19 protein-coding genes and 1 tRNA gene are annotated in these 16540 nt (G+C 68.4%); 15 read left to right on the top strand and 5 right to left on the bottom strand.

The window, feature by feature from the left end:
• The first annotated feature begins 153 nt into the window (after positions 1 to 153).
• The 15 genes from ACPYN9_RS07630 to ACPYN9_RS07560 all read left to right on the top strand — a co-directional run bounded on the left by ACPYN9_RS07630 (position 154) and on the right by ACPYN9_RS07560 (position 13270).
• On the top strand, positions 154 to 1482 hold the full coding sequence (locus ACPYN9_RS07630; protein WP_424465483.1) for a bifunctional folylpolyglutamate synthase/dihydrofolate synthase: 1329 nt from the start codon (positions 154 to 156) through the stop codon (positions 1480 to 1482).
• Positions 1479 to 1928 (top strand): DUF4233 domain-containing protein, encoded by a 450-nt coding sequence (locus ACPYN9_RS07625; RefSeq protein ID WP_424465363.1) that lies wholly within the window; start codon positions 1479 to 1481, stop codon positions 1926 to 1928. Before ACPYN9_RS07630 ends, ACPYN9_RS07625 begins: the two co-directional genes overlap by 4 nt.
• A 68-nt stretch (positions 1929 to 1996) precedes the next feature.
• Positions 1997 to 2416 carry a nucleoside-diphosphate kinase gene (gene ndk, locus ACPYN9_RS07620; RefSeq protein WP_424465361.1) on the top strand — a complete coding sequence of 140 codons (420 nt, stop codon included), beginning with the start codon at positions 1997 to 1999 and terminating at the stop codon, positions 2414 to 2416.
• Between the two features lie 93 nt (positions 2417 to 2509).
• Positions 2510 to 3775, top strand: coding sequence for a M20 metallopeptidase family protein (locus ACPYN9_RS07615; protein WP_424465359.1), 1266 nt, complete (start codon positions 2510 to 2512; stop codon positions 3773 to 3775).
• A gap of 298 nt (positions 3776 to 4073) precedes the next feature.
• Positions 4074 to 6785 (top strand): Rne/Rng family ribonuclease, encoded by a 2712-nt coding sequence (locus ACPYN9_RS07610; RefSeq protein WP_424465357.1) that lies wholly within the window; start codon positions 4074 to 4076, stop codon positions 6783 to 6785.
• A gap of 222 nt (positions 6786 to 7007) precedes the next feature.
• Entirely contained in the window at positions 7008 to 7316 is a 309-nt protein-coding gene (gene rplU / locus ACPYN9_RS07605; RefSeq protein WP_424465356.1) for a 50S ribosomal protein L21, read from the top strand.
• 18 nt (positions 7317 to 7334) lie between these two features.
• Positions 7335 to 7589 (top strand): 50S ribosomal protein L27, encoded by a 255-nt coding sequence (gene rpmA, locus ACPYN9_RS07600; protein WP_424465355.1) that lies wholly within the window; start codon positions 7335 to 7337, stop codon positions 7587 to 7589.
• A 105-nt stretch (positions 7590 to 7694) separates the two neighbouring features.
• Complete coding sequence (obgE, locus tag ACPYN9_RS07595; protein WP_424465354.1) at positions 7695 to 9203, top strand: GTPase ObgE; 1509 nt, start codon at positions 7695 to 7697, stop codon at positions 9201 to 9203.
• Positions 9204 to 9231: 28 nt separating this feature from the next.
• Positions 9232 to 9471, top strand: coding sequence for a hypothetical protein (locus ACPYN9_RS07590; RefSeq protein ID WP_424465352.1), 240 nt, complete (start codon positions 9232 to 9234; stop codon positions 9469 to 9471).
• A 21-nt stretch (positions 9472 to 9492) separates the two neighbouring features.
• Positions 9493 to 10122, top strand: a complete 630-nt coding sequence (nadD, locus tag ACPYN9_RS07585) for a nicotinate-nucleotide adenylyltransferase (protein ID WP_424465350.1) — start codon at positions 9493 to 9495, stop codon at positions 10120 to 10122.
• Complete coding sequence (locus ACPYN9_RS07580) at positions 10119 to 10892, top strand: hypothetical protein (RefSeq protein ID WP_424465348.1); 774 nt, start codon at positions 10119 to 10121, stop codon at positions 10890 to 10892. Before nadD ends, ACPYN9_RS07580 begins: the two co-directional genes overlap by 4 nt.
• Before the next feature lie 70 nt (positions 10893 to 10962).
• Positions 10963 to 11367, top strand: coding sequence for a ribosome silencing factor (gene rsfS, locus ACPYN9_RS07575; RefSeq protein WP_424465346.1), 405 nt, complete (start codon positions 10963 to 10965; stop codon positions 11365 to 11367).
• A 5-nt stretch (positions 11368 to 11372) separates the two neighbouring features.
• Positions 11373 to 12158: a sulfite exporter TauE/SafE family protein gene (locus ACPYN9_RS07570; RefSeq protein WP_424465344.1), complete on the top strand. Its 786-nt coding sequence runs from the start codon at positions 11373 to 11375 to the stop codon at positions 12156 to 12158.
• Between the two features lie 89 nt (positions 12159 to 12247).
• Positions 12248 to 12320 (top strand) — tRNA-Ala (locus ACPYN9_RS07565).
• 134 nt (positions 12321 to 12454) lie between these two features.
• Complete coding sequence (locus tag ACPYN9_RS07560) at positions 12455 to 13270, top strand: DUF1345 domain-containing protein (protein ID WP_424465343.1); 816 nt, start codon at positions 12455 to 12457, stop codon at positions 13268 to 13270.
• 28 nt (positions 13271 to 13298) lie between these two features.
• Here ACPYN9_RS07560 and ACPYN9_RS07555 read toward each other — a convergent pair whose 3' ends face one another.
• The 5 genes from ACPYN9_RS07555 to ACPYN9_RS07535 all read right to left on the bottom strand — a co-directional run bounded on the left by ACPYN9_RS07555 (position 13299) and on the right by ACPYN9_RS07535 (position 16538).
• On the bottom strand, positions 13299 to 13568 hold the full coding sequence (locus tag ACPYN9_RS07555) for an acylphosphatase (protein ID WP_424465341.1): 270 nt from the start codon (positions 13566 to 13568) through the stop codon (positions 13299 to 13301).
• Between the two features lie 153 nt (positions 13569 to 13721).
• On the bottom strand, positions 13722 to 14546 hold the full coding sequence (locus ACPYN9_RS07550; protein WP_424465339.1) for a 4'-phosphopantetheinyl transferase family protein: 825 nt from the start codon (positions 14544 to 14546) through the stop codon (positions 13722 to 13724).
• Complete coding sequence (locus tag ACPYN9_RS07545; protein ID WP_424465337.1) at positions 14543 to 15343, bottom strand: ABC transporter permease; 801 nt, start codon at positions 15341 to 15343, stop codon at positions 14543 to 14545. Before ACPYN9_RS07545 ends, ACPYN9_RS07550 begins: the two co-directional genes overlap by 4 nt.
• Positions 15340 to 16332: an ATP-binding cassette domain-containing protein gene (locus ACPYN9_RS07540; RefSeq protein WP_424465335.1), complete on the bottom strand. Its 993-nt coding sequence runs from the start codon at positions 16330 to 16332 to the stop codon at positions 15340 to 15342. The genes ACPYN9_RS07545 and ACPYN9_RS07540 overlap by 4 nt, the downstream gene beginning before the upstream one ends.
• Complete coding sequence (locus tag ACPYN9_RS07535) at positions 16329 to 16538, bottom strand: MbtH family protein (protein ID WP_424465333.1); 210 nt, start codon at positions 16536 to 16538, stop codon at positions 16329 to 16331. The genes ACPYN9_RS07540 and ACPYN9_RS07535 overlap by 4 nt, the downstream gene beginning before the upstream one ends.
• Positions 16539 to 16540 lie beyond the last annotated feature (2 nt).

Raw genomic sequence — 16540 nt, 5'->3', positions numbered from 1 at the left:
TTCGAGCTCGAGCCGAAGGACATCGCCGAGACGTTCATGCCGTCGGTCTCCGACGACGAGGACGAGGTGCTGACGGAGCGCGAGGAAGACGAGCGCCTGCTCCTCGAGGGAACCGACTGGGCGAGCGAGGGCGAGCGCGTTTTCGACGAGCTCATGGAGCGCGTGGGAGAGGCGGCCCCGGAGCCGCGCCTGCACGCCACGCGTCGCGCGGTCGAGCTCCTGGGCGACGTGCACACCGCCTACCCGGTCATCCATCTCACGGGTACCAACGGGAAAAGCTCGACGGCCCGCATCATCGAGACCGTGCTGCGCGCCCACGGGCTGCGCACCGGGCTCCTCACGAGCCCGCACCTCGAGCGCATCAACGAGCGCATCGCGGTCGACGGCAGCCCCATCAGCGATGAGCGACTCGTCGCGAACTGGGAGGACATCACGCCGTTCCTCTCGATCGTGGATGCGGAGCTCGAGGCTGCAGGGGAGCCGCGCCTGACGTTCTTCGAGGCGCTCACCGTGCTGGCCTACGCCTGCTTCGCGGATGCGCCCGTCGATGTCGCCGTTGTCGAGGTCGGCATGGGCGGCGAGTGGGACTCCACGAACGTCGCCGACGGCGAGGTCGCGGTCTTCACGCCGATCGCCCTCGACCACACGCAGCGGCTCGGCAGGACGCTTCCGGAGATCGCGCGCACGAAGGCCGGCATCATCAAGCCCGCGGCGCGCGTGGTCACTGCGGAGCAGCATCCCGACGCGCTGGCCGAGATCACGCGGGCGGCCGAGATCTCCGAGGCCCAGGTGTATGCCGAGCCCAAGGACTTTGCGGTCGTCGGCAACCAGCTCGCGGTCGGCGGGCGACTCGTGACCGTGCGCGGCATCGCGGGCAAGTACGAAGACCTCCTGCTGCCGCTGGACGGCGAGTACCAGGCGCACAACGCCGCGGTCGCGCTCGCGGCCGTCGAGGCGTTCTTCGGCGCGAACCGCAGCCTGAATGACGAGCTCGTCGAGGCCGCGTTCGGCGAGGTGAAGTCGCCTGGTCGCCTGGAGCGCATCGGCGTGACGCCACCCATGCTCATCGACGCGGCCCACAATCCACACGGTGCCGAGGCGCTCGCTCGCGCCGTGACGGAGTCGTTCGACTTCTCCCGCGTCGTCGTTGTCCTCGGCGTGCTGGCCGACAAGGATGCGGCGGGCATCGTCCGCGCCCTGCAGCCCATCGCCGAGCGCTTTGTCGTCACGCAGTCCGACTCGGTGCGCGCCATCGACGCCGAAGAGCTCGGCGACATCGTCCGCGAGGTGACGGGCGGCGAGCCCGAGGTGCTCGAGCGGGCTGAAGACGCCATTGAGCGAGCCAGGGAGATCGCGCTCGACCTGCTGGCCGAGGGTGCAGATGAGGGCAAGAACGCTGCGGTGCTCATCACTGGCTCCGTCACGCTCATCGGCACCGCGCTCACGCTGTCCCGCGATGAGGGCTGGGCGCAGGAGTCGTGACGCCGCGAAACCGCACCCGGCTTCCTCGCCAGCGCAGCATCCGCGAGGTGATCGGCTCCATCTTCCTCGGCTTCGAGCTGTTCGTCGTCTTCCTCGGCACGCTGCTCGTGTTCGGGATGCGCGTGCTCGAGCCGGTCCCCGCGTTCGCCCTTGGCGCGTCGTTCGCGGTCCTGATCGTCGTCACCATCCGGCTCCTGCGCTACGAGTGGGGCATCTGGCTCGGCTGGGCGGTGCAGGTACTGCTCGTGGCCGCCGGTTTCCTCCATCCGGGTATGTTCATCGTCGGGGCGCTGTTCCTCGCATCCTGGACGTACTTCATGTGGAAGGGCGGCCAGATCGACCGGCAGCGCGCCCCCATCATCGCCGAGTACAACCGCCGCCTCGCGGCGGGTGAGATCGGCATCGACGGGCAGCCCATCGACCAGACCGACTCGCCGAGCAGCTGAGCAGCGAGCCGCGACACACCAACCGACCGGGCCCTCACGGGCCGAACACCACGACCAACGGAGGAATCATGGCAACGATCGAAGAGACACTGGTACTCGTCAAGCCGGACGGCGTCCAGCGCGGACTCACCGGCGAGGTGCTGCGCCGCATCGAGACGAAGGGCTACTCGCTCGTCGACATCCGGCTCGTGCACGCCGACCGCGCGATTCTGTCCGCGCACTACGCCGAGCACGAAGGCAAGCCGTTCTACGAGGGCCTGCTCGAGTTCATGCAGTCGGGGCCGACCGTCGCGATCCGCGTCGCTGGCCACCGGGTCATCGAGGGCTTCCGCTCCCTCGCCGGCACGACCGACCCGACCACGGCAGCCCCTGGCACAATCCGCGGCGACCTCGGGCGCGACTGGGACGCGGGCGTGCTCCTGAACATCGTGCACGGCTCCGACTCCGTCGAGTCTGCGCAGCGCGAGCTGGGCATCTGGTTCGCCTGACCCTCGCGAACAGGAGGGGAAGCGCGGAGCCGTAGGCTTCGCAGTAGCGGAGCAATTGGTCATAGACGAGTGAGTTCGGGGGCGAGGCACGGGATGAAGGCTGGGAGGGCGTCGGCGGCGACGTCGCACGGTGAGCGGCTCGACGAGCTGGCGACGGCATGGCGCGTCGCGCTGCGGGCAGAGCTGCCGTCCGCGATTCGGCTCCGCCAGCAGCTGCACGCCGATCCCCGGCTCTCCGGTGACGAGAACGACACCGCCGCGCGCCTCGAGGCCGAGCTCGGCGATCGGGTGGCGATGCACCGCATCGCCGACTCCGGTCGCATCGGGCGTCTGGGTCCGAGCGGCGGCGGCGCCGTCGGAGTCCGCGCGGAGCTCGACGCGCTGCCCCTGACCGAGCTCACCGGCGTGCCGTTCGCCTCGTCGAACGGCGCTATGCACGCCTGCGGACACGACGTGCACCAGGCGGCTCTGGTCGCATTCATCCGCGCTGCCGACCACCTTGATCTCCCTGTCGGCCTGGTGCCGATCCTCCAGCCGCGGGAGGAGACCTACCCGTCCGGGGCACACCAGATCGTCCAGGAGGGCGGCCTCGAGCGGTTCCAGGTCGAGCATGTCATCGGGGCCCACGTGCACCCGGGTGTTCCGCGCGGGGCCATCGCAATCGGCGGCGGCTACATCAACGCGGCAGCCGACGAGATCGAGATCTCGCTGCAGGGGCGCGGCGGTCACGGTGCGTACCCGCATCAGGCAGCTGACCCGGTGGCGGCGATCGCGCACATCGCGCTCGGGCTCCCGGAGGTGGTGCGGCGCACGATCTCGCCCATGAACCCCGCAGTGATCAGCGTCGGCACGCTGAGCGCGGGGGAGGGGGCCGCGAACGTGCTCCCGTCAAGCGCGCGGCTCCTGGCCTCGATGCGCACAACGGCGCCGAAGGACCGCGAGCTGCTGTTCGCGGCGGTCCAGCATCTGGCAGTGCGCACGGCGGAGGCGTACAACACCGAGGCCGTGGTCCACATGCACCAGAACATGCCGGTGCTCATCAACGACGCACACCTCGCAGCCGACGCGGACGACTGGCTCGCCCGGCTCGGCGTGGACGGCGCGGAGCCGATGCGCTCGCTTGGCGGCGACGACTTCTCCTACTACTGCGACGAAGTGCCGTCGATCATGTGCTTCGCCGGGGTCGAGACGGCGGGACTCCCTGGCCCCGAGGGAGCGTACGCGCCGACGCTGCACCATCCGCGCTTCCTCCCGACGGAGGACGCCGTGGGTCTCGTCGCCAACGCGTTCCTCGCCGGATACTGCGCTGCGGCCGAGCGCATCCTGGGCATCGCGCACCACCGCCGAGCCCTCGCCTGACGCTCACCTGACGCTCGCCCCAGCGTCGAATCAGGGTCCGGATGCGTCCGCCGTGCGATACTGGGAAGGTCGACCGGGCAGAGTCCCACGGCACCCGAAGTTTTTCAGGCGCGAGCCACGAGCAGAGCAACGCTCCATCGCCCGCGCCGCAGGCAAGATCGCCGCAACCGCGGCACACCACGTACAACCTTTCCGCCGGACGGGCGGAGACCATTTTCGGTGGGGATGCTCGTCATCTTCACCGCCCGGAGGGGTGGGCGCACGCTTTGCGCCACGCCGGAGTAGGAGCACACCAGAAATGGTGACCACAAACGAATCAGACCAGAACACGCACAACGAGAACAGCAACGACGAGAGCGTCACCGGCCAGAGCAGCTATGACCAGAGCCTCAATGACCAGAGCGTCAATGACCAGGTGCAGCCCGACGCAGATCAGAGCCAGGAGTCCGCTGGGGCGGCCGAAGTGAGCGCCGAAACCGAGGCGAAGACCGAGGAGCAGGAGCAGCCGGAGGCGGCCCCCGCTGACGAGCCCGTTTCCCCGATTCCCGCAGTCATCTCGTCGACGACCCTGTTCTTCCTGCAGCCTGATCTTCCCCCCGTGGTGGAGCGCGCGCCGCGCGACGACCGTGGCCGTTCGCGCCGTCAGGACGACGAGCCCTACGAGCGCCAGGAGCGCGGCGAACGAGCGGACCGCTACGACCGCCAGGGCCGGAACGACCGCTCCGACCGGGGAGACCGTTCGCGGGAGTCGTCGCGCGACGAGCGCCGCCAGGCCCCCGCCGAGCGCGAGCAGCCGGCCTCCCGTCGCCGCCAGCCGCGCGAGGAGCAGCCGGCCGAAGAGCCGGTGCTCATCACCGAACCGCAGAAGATCAAGGGCTCCACACGACTCGAGGCCAAGCGCCAGCGTCGTCGCGAGGGTCGCGAGAGCGGCCGTCGTCGCCAGGTCATCACCGAGTCAGAGTTCCTCGCCCGCCGCGAGGCGGTCGATCGCGTGATGCTCGTGCGCGCCAAGGACGACCGCGTGCAGATCGGCGTGCTCGAGGACAAGGTGCTTGTCGAGCACTACGTGGCTCGCTCGCAGGAGTCGTCGCTGATCGGCAACGTCTACTTCGGCCGCGTGCAGAACGTGCTTCCGAGCATGGAGGCCGCCTTCATCGACATCGGCCGTGGGCGCAACGCAGTGTTGTACTCGGGCGAGGTCGACTGGGCCGCCGCGGAGGTTGGCGGCAAGTCGCGCCGGATCGAGAACGCGCTGAAGCCGGGTGATCGTGTGCTCGTCCAGGTCACGAAGGACCCGATCGGGCACAAGGGTGCGCGTCTCACGAGTCAGGTCTCGCTCCCAGGGCGCTACCTGGTCTATGTGCCGGGCAACTCGATGAACGGCATCTCCCGCAAGCTGCCTGACACGGAGCGCGCGCGTCTGAAGAAGATCCTCAAGGAGACCCTGCCCGCAGGCGTCGGCGTCATCGTGCGCACGGCCGCGGAGGGGGCGACGCAGGATCAGCTGGAGCGGGACGTCAACCGACTCACCGCGCAGTGGGCCGACATCTCCTCGCGCATCGAAGCGGGACCCGCGCCTGCGCTCTTGCACTCCGAGCCCGACCTCCTCATCAAGATCATCCGCGACGTCTTCAACGAGGACTTCCACAAGATCGTGATCCAGGGCAGCGAAGAGCTCGAGACGATCACGAACTACCTGCGGCAGGTCGCCCCCGACCTGGTCGACCGGGTCGAGGCGTTCCAGGGCGCGGACGTGTTTGCCGAGTATCGGGCGACCGAGCACATCGAGAAGGCGCTCGACCGCAAGGTCTGGCTGCCGTCGGGTGGCTCGCTCGTCATCGACCGCACCGAAGCCATGACGGTCGTCGACGTCAACACGGGGAAGTTCGTCGGTTCCGGCGGCAACCTCGAAGAGACGGTCACTAAGAACAACCTCGAGGCCGCCGAAGAGGTCGTGCGCCAGCTTCGCCTCCGCGATATCGGCGGCATCATCGTCGTCGACTTCATCGACATGGTGCTCGAGTCGAACCGCGACCTCGTCATGCGGCGCCTCATCGAATGCCTCAGCCGCGACCGCACGAAGCACCAGGTCGCCGAGGTCACGAGCCTCGGCCTCGTGCAGATGACTCGCAAGAAGCTCGGGCTCGGTCTGCTCGAGACGTTCAGCGAGCCGTGTGAGTCCTGTGCCGGCCGAGGCGTCATCGTCTTCCACGACCCGGTGCTCAAGCACCGCGGGGGAGCCCCAGACAGTAACGGCAATGGGAAGAGCGGCCGCAAGGGCCGCGGCGGTCAGCAGCGCGAGCAGCAGGCCCCGCGAGCTGTTGCCTCCCCGGCTGCCGCATCCACCCACGGCATCACCGACGAGGCGCGCGGCGCCCTGTCGAAGATCGCCGCCTCCACGCTCAACGGCCAGAAGTCGGGCGAGCACGTCGACGAGCAGCCGCAGGTCCCGCAGCCGCAGGCCGAGTCGCAGCCGTCGACAAGCGACGAGCGCGGCGGCGAGCAGCCGGGCCAGCAGGGCGAGTCGCGGCGGTCGCGACGTGGTCGCCGGCGTGCCAAGACGGATGCGCAGGCCCCGGCCCAGTCGCAGGCTCTCGAGGTGCCGCAGGCGGATGCAGCCCCTGCTGATCGCAACGAGGTCCAGCAGGCGGACAGCAACGATCGCAAGGCACGCGCGAGCGAGAACCTGTTCGATTTCGACTCGGCCAAGAGCGCCGAACCGGCAGAGACTCAGCGCGAGGCCGACCCGGCAGCGCTCCGTGAGCTCGACTCGCTGCTCGACGCGCTGGTCGCCCCTGAGGGCGAACAGCAGTCTGTGGCGGGCGAAACGACCGAGGCACCAGCCAAGGTCAGGGTGCAGAAGACCGCAGACGCCTCCGAGGCAACTCAGAATGCGCCAGCGGCGGCTACACCCGAGGTGGCCCAGCCGGACCCGGCTGAGCCGCCCAAGGGTGCATCGGGACGTCCGCGTCGCCGTCGCATCACGACGCCTCCGCTCTCGGCCGAGTAGCGTGGCAACGTAGGACGGGCGACGCGAAAGCGTCGACCGGGGTGGGTGCGCTTGCGCGCACCGACCCTGCCGGGTAAAGTGGTTCGCTGTTGCACGTTTGCATTCGTGCTGGCATTCCCTCGCCCGGTTGCAGGGCAGAGTCAGCTCGCCGCAGCGAGCAGGGCTTCCAGAGTTTGAAGACACAGCGTCCGACCTTGTCGGGCTCGGAGAAAAGGTACTGAAGTGGTATTCGCAGTTGTGCGCGCCGGTGGACGGCAGGAGAAGGTAGAGGTGGGCACTGTGCTCACCACGAACCGTGTTGTTGCCGACAAGAAGGGCAACGTCACGCTTCCAGCTGTGCTGCTCGTCGACGGTGAGACCATCACGAGTGACGCAGAGAAGCTCGCTAAGGTCACGGTGACCGCAGAGGTCCTGAACGACCTCCGTGGCCCGAAGATCGTCATCCAGAAGTACAAGAACAAGACCGGTTACAAGAAGCGCCAGGGCCACCGTCAGGAGCTCACGCGCCTCAAGATCACCGACATCAAGTAAGTCGAGGAGCAGACTTCAATGGCACACAAAAAGGGAGCGAGCTCGACTCGCAACGGCCGTGACTCGAACGCTCAGCGCCTCGGCGTGAAGCGCTTCGCTGGCCAGACCGTCAGCGCAGGCGAGATCCTCGTCCGCCAGCGCGGCACGCACTTCCACCCCGGCGCCCTCGTGGGCCGCGGTGGCGACGACACGCTCTTCGCCCTCTCGGCGGGCGTCGTCGAGTTCGGTGCGAAGGGCCGCCGCAAGGTGGTCAACATCGTCGCTGGCGAGTAACAGCATGCACAGGCCCTGATCTCGGGGCGGTGTGAGGATGAGGGGCGGGCCACGGTCCGCCCCTCATTCGTATCTTCACGACTCAACGTTCTACAGGAGCTCTTCATGGCCACCTTCGTCGACCAGGTGACGCTGTATCTGCGCGCGGGAGAGGGCGGCAACGGCTGTGTCTCCGTCAAGCGCGAGAAGTTCAAGCCGCTCGCTGGCCCCGACGGGGGTGACGGCGGCAACGGTGGCAACATCACGTTTGTCGCCGACCCGCAGGAGACGACGCTGCTGTCGTACCACCACAAGCCCCACCGCTCGAGCGACAAGGGCGGCTTCGGCATGGGCGACTGGCGGAACGGGTACACCGGCCAGCCGCTGGATCTGCCGGTTCCCGTCGGTACCGTCGTCCGTGACACGAACGGTGTCGAGCTCGCCGACCTCTCTGAGCCTGGCATGCGCTACGTCGCGGCAGAAGGTGGCCAGGGCGGCCTCGGCAACGCCTCGCTGGCGAACACGAAGCGCAAGGCCCCAGGTTTCGCGCTGCTGGGCACGCCCGGCGAAGAGCTGCAGGTGCAGCTCGAACTCAAGATCGTCGCCGACGTCGCGTTCGTCGGCTACCCCTCGGCTGGCAAGTCGAGCTTGATTGCGGCGATGTCGGCAGCGAAGCCGAAGATCGCCGACTACCCGTTCACGACCCTGCACCCCAACCTCGGAGTCGTCCAGGCCGCGCAATACCGCTACACCGTCGCGGACGTGCCCGGCCTCATCGAGGGGGCGAGCGAGGGCAAGGGGCTCGGGCTCGACTTCCTCAGGCACGTCGAACGCTGCTCGGCGCTGCTGCACGTGCTCGACTGCGGCACCCTCGATCCGGGCAGGGACCCGATCAGCGACCTCGACGTCATCCTCGAGGAGCTGCGCAACTACCCCGTGCCGGAGGGGCAGACACCGCTGCTCGAGCGTCCGCAGCTCATCGCGCTCAACAAGATCGATCTGCCCGACGGGCGCGAGCTCGCTGACTTCGTTCGGCCCGAGCTCGAGGAACGCGGCTACCGCGTGTTCGAGATCTCGACCGTGAGTCACGAAGGGCTCAAGGAGCTGTCGTTCGCGCTGGGTGAGCTCATCGACCGCGACCGCGAGGCGAAGCTCGCCGAGCTCGCCATCAAGCCGCGCATCGTGCTGCGCCCGCGCCCCGTCGACGAGAAGGCGTTCGAGATCCGTGTCGAGGGCGGAACGCACGGCAACACGTATCGGATCCTCGGCGAGAAGCCGCAGCGCTGGGTGGCCCAAACCGACTTCTCCAACGACGAAGCGATTGGCTACCTCGCCGACCGTCTCAACAAGATCGGGGTCGAGGATGCGCTGTTCAAGGCCGGTGCCGTCGCTGGATCCACCGTCATCATCGGTCCGGGGTCGCAGGGCATCGTCTTCGACTGGGAGCCGACGCTCACGAGCGCGGCCGAGTTGACCGTCTCTCCGCGAGGCACCGACAGCCGACTCGAGGAGAACAGTCGCACGACGACTCGCGAGCGGCGCGAGGGCTACTACGAGCGCATGGACGGGAAAGCCGCCGCGCGTGCCGAGCTCGAGCGCGAGCGCGAGGGCGGGGTCTGGAAGGTCGACGAGTGAGCGCTCGAACATGGGTAGGATGGACGGCATGATCGAGCTGATACCCGCCGTGCTTGAAGAGTCAGGCCACCACGTCGTCAACGAACTCGTGATGCCTCCGTTCATGTTCGGGGTCGTGACGCTCGTCGCCTTCGTGGCGCTCATCATCGTCACGTACGCGTTCCGCAACACGTGGCACAGCAACCCCGTCGACTCGAAGGTCGTTCCTTACGAGCCCTTCCACCACGCAGGCGTCATCGAGGCCGGCTCGGAGCACTCGAAGCACTAGCGCGAAGCGCCGCGCACCTCTATGCCTCACACCCTCGACAGTTCTCCCGTTGCCGCGCGCCGCCGTGTCGGCGTCATGGGTGGCACGTTCGATCCCATCCACCATGGGCACCTCGTGGCTGCGAGCGAGGCAGCGGCGCACTTCGAGCTCGATGAGGTGCTCTTCGTGCCGACGGGCAAGCCGTCGCATAAGTCGCACGTCACGCCGGTCGAGCACCGGTATCTCATGACGGTGATCGCGACGGCGTCCAATCCGAGGTTCAAGGTCAGCCGGGTCGACGTGGACCGCGACGGTCCGACCTACACGATCGACACGCTTCGTGACGTGCAGCGGCTGCGACCAGATGCCGACCTGTACTTCATCACGGGTGCCGACGCCATCGCTCAGATCCTGGGCTGGAAGAACTCGCTGGAGCTGTTCGAACTCGCAAGGTTCGTCGCTGTTTCGCGCCCTGGGCACGAGATGCGCCTCGAGGGCATCCCCGCCGACAAGGTTGCCGTGCTACAGATCCCCGCGCTGGCGATCTCGTCCACCGACATTCGAGCGCGGGCCTACGAGGAGAAGCCGGTCTGGTACCTGGTCCCTGACGGCGTTGTCCAGTACATGGCGAAGCACCGGCTCTACACCGCCGAAGAGATTGATGCGATATGAGTGACGCCCCACTGACTCGCCGCGAGCTGCGCGAACTCGAACGGCGCCGCGAGCAGGGCGAGGAGACGCCGCTGCCGACGCGCACGCCGACGGTTTCCGTGAACGACGAGGCCCCTGCGTCCGAAGCGGCGGCGGAAGCCGACGTGGACGAGCCGACACGCGCATCCGTTGCCGCGCCCCCTGCCTCCGGCGTCGCCCTGGAGGCACCGCTCCAGATCGATGGTCTCTCGCCCGAGACCGTCCCCGTGCCGGAGCGTGCTCCGGGAGACGCGCCAGAACTGCCAGGGGATTCGTTCAACCGGAGCCCGGCTGCCGTAGAGCAGGAAGCGCAGGAGGACGGCACGAGCGGCGACTACTTCCGCCGTCTCGTGATGGCGAGCCACTCGACCGACGAGACGCCGACCGGCATGATCGTGATGCCCGAGATGAGCTCGCCAGACATCACGGGCGCGCTCAGCGAAGCCGGCGACCTCATGATCACCGGCAAGATGCAGGTGTCGCGCGAGCTCTCGAACTTCGGCACGCTCACCGGTGGCCTCGACTCGCCGGAGATCGATGTCGACGACGACATCGAGGAGCAACGCGTGAGGATCGTCGAGGAGCACAGCCCGGTCGCCGCGAGTCGGGCGGTGCGGGAGCCAGGGATGCCGCTCGCTCCGCGTCGCGGGCACGGGGTCAGGTTGTCGATCTGGGCTGTGGTTGGCGGGATCGCCGTCGCTGTGGCTGGCGTGGTCGCAGTGATCCTGGGTATTGTTCAGGGTTGGTTCTGATCAGCTGGCGAGCGCATCGCCTCTCGGACACCACGATGGGCTCCTCCGGGCCCGCAACGAAAGGGACCGAATGACCGCGAGCACGCGAGCAATCGAACTGGCCAACGTGGCGGCACAGGCCGCCGACAAGAGACTCGGCTTCGACATCGTCGCTCTCGACGTCTCGAACAACATGCCGCTCACGGACATCTTCCTGCTCGTCTCCGGTCGCAACGAGCGCATGGTGCTGTCGATCGCCGACGAGATCGAAGACGCGATGCGCGACATCGGACAGCGCACGCTTCGTCGTGAGGGTCGTCGTGAGGGACGCTGGGTCCTCCTCGACTTCAACGACATCGTCGTGCACGTCTTCCATGAGGAAGAGCGCATGTTCTACGGCCTCGAGCGGCTGTGGAACGATGCGCCGGTCGTGAAGCTCGACCTCGGCGACGGCGACGCGGACTCCGCGGCGCCGGATCAGGCAGCACAGAACTGACCGAGGTGACACCGCGCAGGTCGACCGGGGGATGGGCGTGGCTCGTCCTCACCGGCCTGCTGGCGGGCTTCCTCTCCGGGCTGTTCGGGGTCGGCGGCGGCATCCTCATCGTGCCAGCGCTGGTGTACCTCGTTCGGCTCGAGACGAGGCTCGCGGCGGGCACCTCGCTGCTCGCGATCCTGCCGTCGGCGATTGTCGGGGTCGTGACCTATGCCATCGGCGGCAACGTCGATCTGCTCCTCGCTGCTCTGCTGGCACTCGGTGCCATCGTCGGAGCGCCGATTGGCTCCTGGTTGCTCGAGAAGATCTCCAAGCGGACCCTGCAGTGGTCGTTCATCGCGTTCATCGGTGTCGTCATCGTCTCGCTTTTCTTGGTGGTTCCGTCCAGGGATGCCGCAGTCCACATCGACGTGCTCGGGGGAGTGCTGCTTGTGTTCCTCGGGCTCTGCACCGGCGTCCTCTCCGGCCTGCTCGGCATCGGCGGGGGCGTGGTTGTCGTCCCGATGCTTGTGGTGCTCTTCGGCTCGAGCGATCTGCTCGCCAAGGGCAGCTCGCTGCTGATGATGATCCCCACCGCGCTCGCCGGCACGATCAGCAACCTGAGGCGCGGGAACGTCGACCTGGGTGCTGGTTTGGTCGTTGGGGGCGCGGCGTGTCTGACGACGAGCCTCGGCGGCTTGAGCGCCGCGGCGATCTCGCCAGCGCTTGCCAACATCCTCTTCACGGCCTTCCTCGTCGTGATTGCCGTGCGCATGGGCGTTGACGCCTGGCCGCGTCGGCGTGCGCGCTAGCGACACGCGCTGACGACACGCGCTGACGACCTCGATTTGGTGCGCCTCGGCTTCTGAGCTACTATTTTCGAGTTCCCGGAAACGGGTGCGGGTCTGTGGCGCAGCTGGTAGCGCACCTGCATGGCATGCAGGGGGTCAGGGGTTCGAGTCCCCTCAGATCCACGAATGAGCCCCGGTCAGCAGTAGCTGACCGGGGCTTTCTGGATTCCACGGCGCAGACGTGGCCGTGCCGGAGACGCCGTTGGCCGCCGCGCCGCGCCGCGCCCGAACGGCGTGTTTGGGGGAGGATAGGCCGCATGGCGAGACGCATCACGAGCGACAACGCACGCGCAAACCTGAGCGCCCTCATCGCGATCCCGTTCGCGGTGGCCTTCTACCTGCTCGTGGCGAGGCGCCTCGGCGTCGAGGTCGGCGACGTCTGGCGCTACCTCGTGAGCATCTTCATCGTGTTCTGGCCCCTGTTCGGCGCCGTCTACCTGGTGTGGACGCACCTCGCCTACCGCAACGCCGACACCACCGCGCTGCGCGTCGCCTCCCGCCGAGAGCATTCGACTCGGCGGCGCTGGTGGCACAAGCTGGTCGGCTACGGGGGAGCCATGGACTGGACCACGGCGGGGGCCATGGTCGCTGTCGCGCTCACGATCGCGATCGCGCAGGACGCAACGTTCCGCGACCAGACGATCTTCGTGGTGCTCGGTCTCGCCACCGTCGCTGCGTCGTGGGCGCTCATGGTCTACTCGTTCGCGCTCGAGTACCTGCGGCTCGACGCCACGCCCGAGGCGCGTGCAGACGCCGCCCCCGACGCAGAGGCTCACCCTGACGGTGCGGCTGACCCCGACTCTGGTGCCCCTGACTCCGGTGACCGCGCCGCCGCTGGCACGCGCTCGTCCCAACGGGCCGAGATAGTGTTCCCGTTTCCGGACGCCCCGCGATTCGGCGACTATCTGACGCTCGCCGCCCTCATGTCCACGATGGCGGCGACCGTCTCCGCCGAGATCACCTCGCGGCGGGGCTGGCGTATCGCGCGCAGCAACGTGGTGCTCGCCTTCGCGTTCAACTCGGTCATCGTCGCAATGATGGTCTCGGTGCTGTTCGGTGGCCTCACGGCGTAGCTCGGTCGATCGTTGTGGGCTTGAGACTTCAGCGGACGACGCGGAATCCCTCGGTCCCCTTGGGGGTGCGCTCTGATACTCGGGACGAGGCGACCTCGGCAAACTGCGGCCCTTCTGCCATCCAGGCGAGCAGCGCATCCACCTCGGTTTCCCTGCCCTCGATCTCGGCCTCGACTCGTCCGTCGTGCAGGTTGCGCACCCATCCGCTGAGCCCCAGGCGCTGCGCCTCCTGCGCGGTGCTGAACCGGTAGCCGACGCCCTGCACGTTCCCGGCGACGATGACGTTGACTCTGCGCATGGCCATATTGTGTGCCCGGCGGCGGGAGCTCGGGCAGAAGCCCGCCCGCGTGGGGCGCAAGGCACAGGGCATTCCCACCTGACGAGCCATCCTGGCTGGCGGAGGCGGTGCCACGTCGACGCAGCGAGCGCAGCGGCGCTCGAGCGCAAGGGCCTAGATGAGGTGTGCGATCTCGCCGGTGTCGGTCGTCCAATCCGGGAGGCAGCCGAGTTCGGCGAGCAGCTGCGGCATGGTCCAGAGCCGCACCTCCTGGGGGCGGTTGGTGGCGACGGCGGCCCGTGCGTTGCTTCCGACCGCGAGCATCCGCACGCTGACCGCGCCGCGAGGGCCTGCGGGTGCGGGTGCCCCATGCACTCGGTGCCAGCTCGCGTCCGTGGCAGCGGGGCGCGCAGCGGCCGGTTGCGTGGCGTCTGGATGCGCGGGCTCCGGATGCGAGAGGTCTGGGCGCGCGTCGATGCGGAGCAGCGAGGGCTCGGTCCGCAGGCCCCGACCCGAGACCTTCAGTGCGGCCTCCTTCGCGGTCCAGACGCCGATGCGGGCGGCGACGCCGCCGGGATCACCCACCGCGATCAGGTCGTCTCGCTCATCGGGGTGCAGGGCGTAGGAGTCGAACTCGCGCCACAGTTGCCGGGGCACAGCCTCGATATCGACACCGATGGCGTCGGCCGGGTCGGCGATCGCTGCCAGCACTCGACCGGAGCTGGTCGACGAGCTGAGCGCGAGGTCCACGCTGGTCGGCCGCCCGTGTGCACGACCGCAATCCGGGCACCGCCGGGAGATCTCGAACTCGCTTGCCTGCTCAAGCGGCTCGCCCCGGCCCCAGGCCGCCAGAAGCCGAAGCGCGGCTCGCCCCGCGAGCGTTCTGCGTCGCAGCTCGGCGGTGCTCCTGGCCTCGGCGGCGGCACGGTCCTCGGCGCTCGCGCACAGGGAGGCGACGTCGAGCACTTCGTCGACGCCTGCGGCGAGCACGGCGATCATCGGCGGCTGATGCGGCGGTACTGCCACACGGCGATCGGGGCGAAGATCGCGATGATGGCGACGCTGCAGAGGAAGGCGTAGAGCACGGCATTCTCGGCGGGCCAGCCCCCGGCCTCGGCGAAGCCACTCGGCGCGGCGTTACCGAAGAGCTCGCGCACGGCGCTCGCGACGGCCGTCACGGGGTTCCACTCGGCGAAGGCGCGGAGCGGGCCTGGCAGCATATCGGCGGAGACGAACGCGCCCGAGATGAAGCAGACGGGGAACAGCCACAGTAGGCCGAGGCTCTGCGCCACTTCGACGCTCTTCGCCGTGAGGGCGATCGTGGCGCCGATCCACGACGTCGCGAAGGCGAACAAGAGCAGCAGCGAGAACGCGACGAGCACCTGCAATGGGCCAGATTCCACGCGCCAGCCGATGGCCAGCCCGCAGGTGAGAATGACGGCGATCGAGATGACGCTCGTGACGAGGTCAGAGCTGGTCCTCCCGAGGATCACCCCGACGCGCGACATGGGCAGCGTGCGCAGCCGGTCGATGAGGCCCGACTGGAGGTCCTTCGCCAGGTACACGGCGGTGAACGAGGAGTTGAACGTGAGCGTCTGGGCGAGAATGCCGCCGATGAGGAACTGGCGATAGTCGGCGCCGCCGAGCGCACCGCCGAAGACGAACGCGAGGATAAGCACAAAGATGATGGGCTGGGCGATGCCCGTGACGAGCGCGCCGGGCGTGCGTTGCACATTGAGCACGTTCCTGCGGGCGACAATGCTGCCGTCGCGGAAGGCCGCGGTGATGGCGCTCATGCGGAGACCTTCTCTCGGTTGTCGGACGCGTTCGTCTCGTCGGTGGGAGCGGCCGAGTCCTCGGGGCGTTGGCAGGTGATCTGGAGGAACACCTCATCGAGCGTCGGTTGGCGCAACGCCGCCTCGCTCGTGCCGATGCCGGCGTCCGCGAGCGCGGTGAGCACAGCCGAAAGGTCGTGACTGCCTCCAGGCGCCTTGGCCGTGATGCGCATCCCTCGGTCGTCGATGGATGCGTCGTGGTTGACGCCTGCAACGATCGCGAGCGCACGGGCACCGTCGGACGCGCGCTCGAGCACGAGGTCGATGGCGGCGCCTCCTGCCCGCGCCTTGAGCTCGGCGGCCGTGCCCTCGGCGACGATCCGGCCCGAGTCGATGACCGAGATGGCGTCGGCGAGCTGGTCGGCTTCCTCGAGGTACTGCGTTGTCAGGAGCACGGTGGTGCCCGCCGTGGCCAGCGTCTGGATGGCGTCCCAGGTGTCGCGGCGACCGCGCGGGTCGAGGCCGGTGGTCGGCTCGTCGAGGATGACGACGGGCGGCCGGGCCACAATCGCGCCAGCGAGGTCGAGCCGCCGGCGCATGCCGCCCGAGTACTCACCGGCCCGCTTCTTGGGGTGCAGGTCGTCGAGCCTGAAGTCGCGCAGCAGCTCGTGCGCCCGAGCACGCGCATCCCGCCGCCGCATGCCGTAGAGCTGGCCCACCATCGTGAGGTTCTCGACGCCGGTGAGCTTCTCGTCGACGGCGGCGTACTGGCCGGAGACGCCGATGCTGCGACGGACCTGCTGCGCCTCATGGCGCACCGAGTGGCCCGCCACATCCACATCGCCGGAATCGGGGTCGAGGAGCGTCGTGACGACGCGTACGGTGGTCGTCTTGCCTGCCCCGTTCGGTCCGAGCAGCGCATGCACGGAACCCGCTGGGATCTCGAGGTCGACGCCGTCGAGCGCGGTGAAGTCGCCGAAGCGCTTGCGCAGGCCGCGGACAGAGATCACGAGACCGCCAGGTCGCGCTCGCGGACGGGCGTGATGTCTCGCCAGTTCTCGGTCACGTAGTCGAGGCACGCCTGCTTCTCGGCCGGGCCGTAGACGACGACCCAGCCTGCGGGAACGTCGGCGAAGTCGGGCCACAGGGAGTGCTGCTGGAGGTCGTTGACAAGAACTCGGAACTCTGCGGATGTGTCGTCGAACGGGTTGGTCATGA

Origin of the sequence: Pseudoclavibacter helvolus (assembly GCF_049707175.1) — a bacterium.
Classification (GTDB): domain Bacteria; phylum Actinomycetota; class Actinomycetes; order Actinomycetales; family Microbacteriaceae; genus Pseudoclavibacter; species Pseudoclavibacter helvolus_A.
This window is presented reverse-complemented; position numbering and strand designations above follow the sequence as displayed.

Bases quoted from the DNA above. Each gene is read 5' to 3' on its own strand.
- obgE (WP_424465354.1), top strand. From the start codon at position 7,695: ATGGCCACCTTCGTCGACCAGGTGACGCTGTATCTGCGCGCGGGAGAG.
- rsfS (WP_424465346.1), top strand. From the start codon at position 10,963: ATGACCGCGAGCACGCGAGCAATCGAACTGGCCAACGTGGCGGCACAG.
- ACPYN9_RS07555 (WP_424465341.1), bottom strand. From the start codon at position 13,568: ATGCGCAGAGTCAACGTCATCGTCGCCGGGAACGTGCAGGGCGTCGGC.
- ACPYN9_RS07545 (WP_424465337.1), bottom strand. From the start codon at position 15,343: ATGAGCGCCATCACCGCGGCCTTCCGCGACGGCAGCATTGTCGCCCGC.
- ACPYN9_RS07615 (WP_424465359.1), top strand. From the start codon at position 2,510: ATGAAGGCTGGGAGGGCGTCGGCGGCGACGTCGCACGGTGAGCGGCTC.
- ACPYN9_RS07560 (WP_424465343.1), top strand. From the start codon at position 12,455: ATGGCGAGACGCATCACGAGCGACAACGCACGCGCAAACCTGAGCGCC.
- nadD (WP_424465350.1), top strand. From the start codon at position 9,493: ATGCCTCACACCCTCGACAGTTCTCCCGTTGCCGCGCGCCGCCGTGTC.
- ACPYN9_RS07610 (WP_424465357.1), top strand. From the start codon at position 4,074: ATGGTGACCACAAACGAATCAGACCAGAACACGCACAACGAGAACAGC.
- ndk (WP_424465361.1), top strand. From the start codon at position 1,997: ATGGCAACGATCGAAGAGACACTGGTACTCGTCAAGCCGGACGGCGTC.
- ACPYN9_RS07630 (WP_424465483.1), top strand. From the start codon at position 154: ATGGAGCGCGTGGGAGAGGCGGCCCCGGAGCCGCGCCTGCACGCCACG.
- ACPYN9_RS07590 (WP_424465352.1), top strand. From the start codon at position 9,232: ATGATCGAGCTGATACCCGCCGTGCTTGAAGAGTCAGGCCACCACGTC.
- ACPYN9_RS07550 (WP_424465339.1), bottom strand. From the start codon at position 14,546: ATGATCGCCGTGCTCGCCGCAGGCGTCGACGAAGTGCTCGACGTCGCC.
- ACPYN9_RS07535 (WP_424465333.1), bottom strand. From the start codon at position 16,538: ATGACCAACCCGTTCGACGACACATCCGCAGAGTTCCGAGTTCTTGTC.
- ACPYN9_RS07580 (WP_424465348.1), top strand. From the start codon at position 10,119: ATGAGTGACGCCCCACTGACTCGCCGCGAGCTGCGCGAACTCGAACGG.
- rpmA (WP_424465355.1), top strand. From the start codon at position 7,335: ATGGCACACAAAAAGGGAGCGAGCTCGACTCGCAACGGCCGTGACTCG.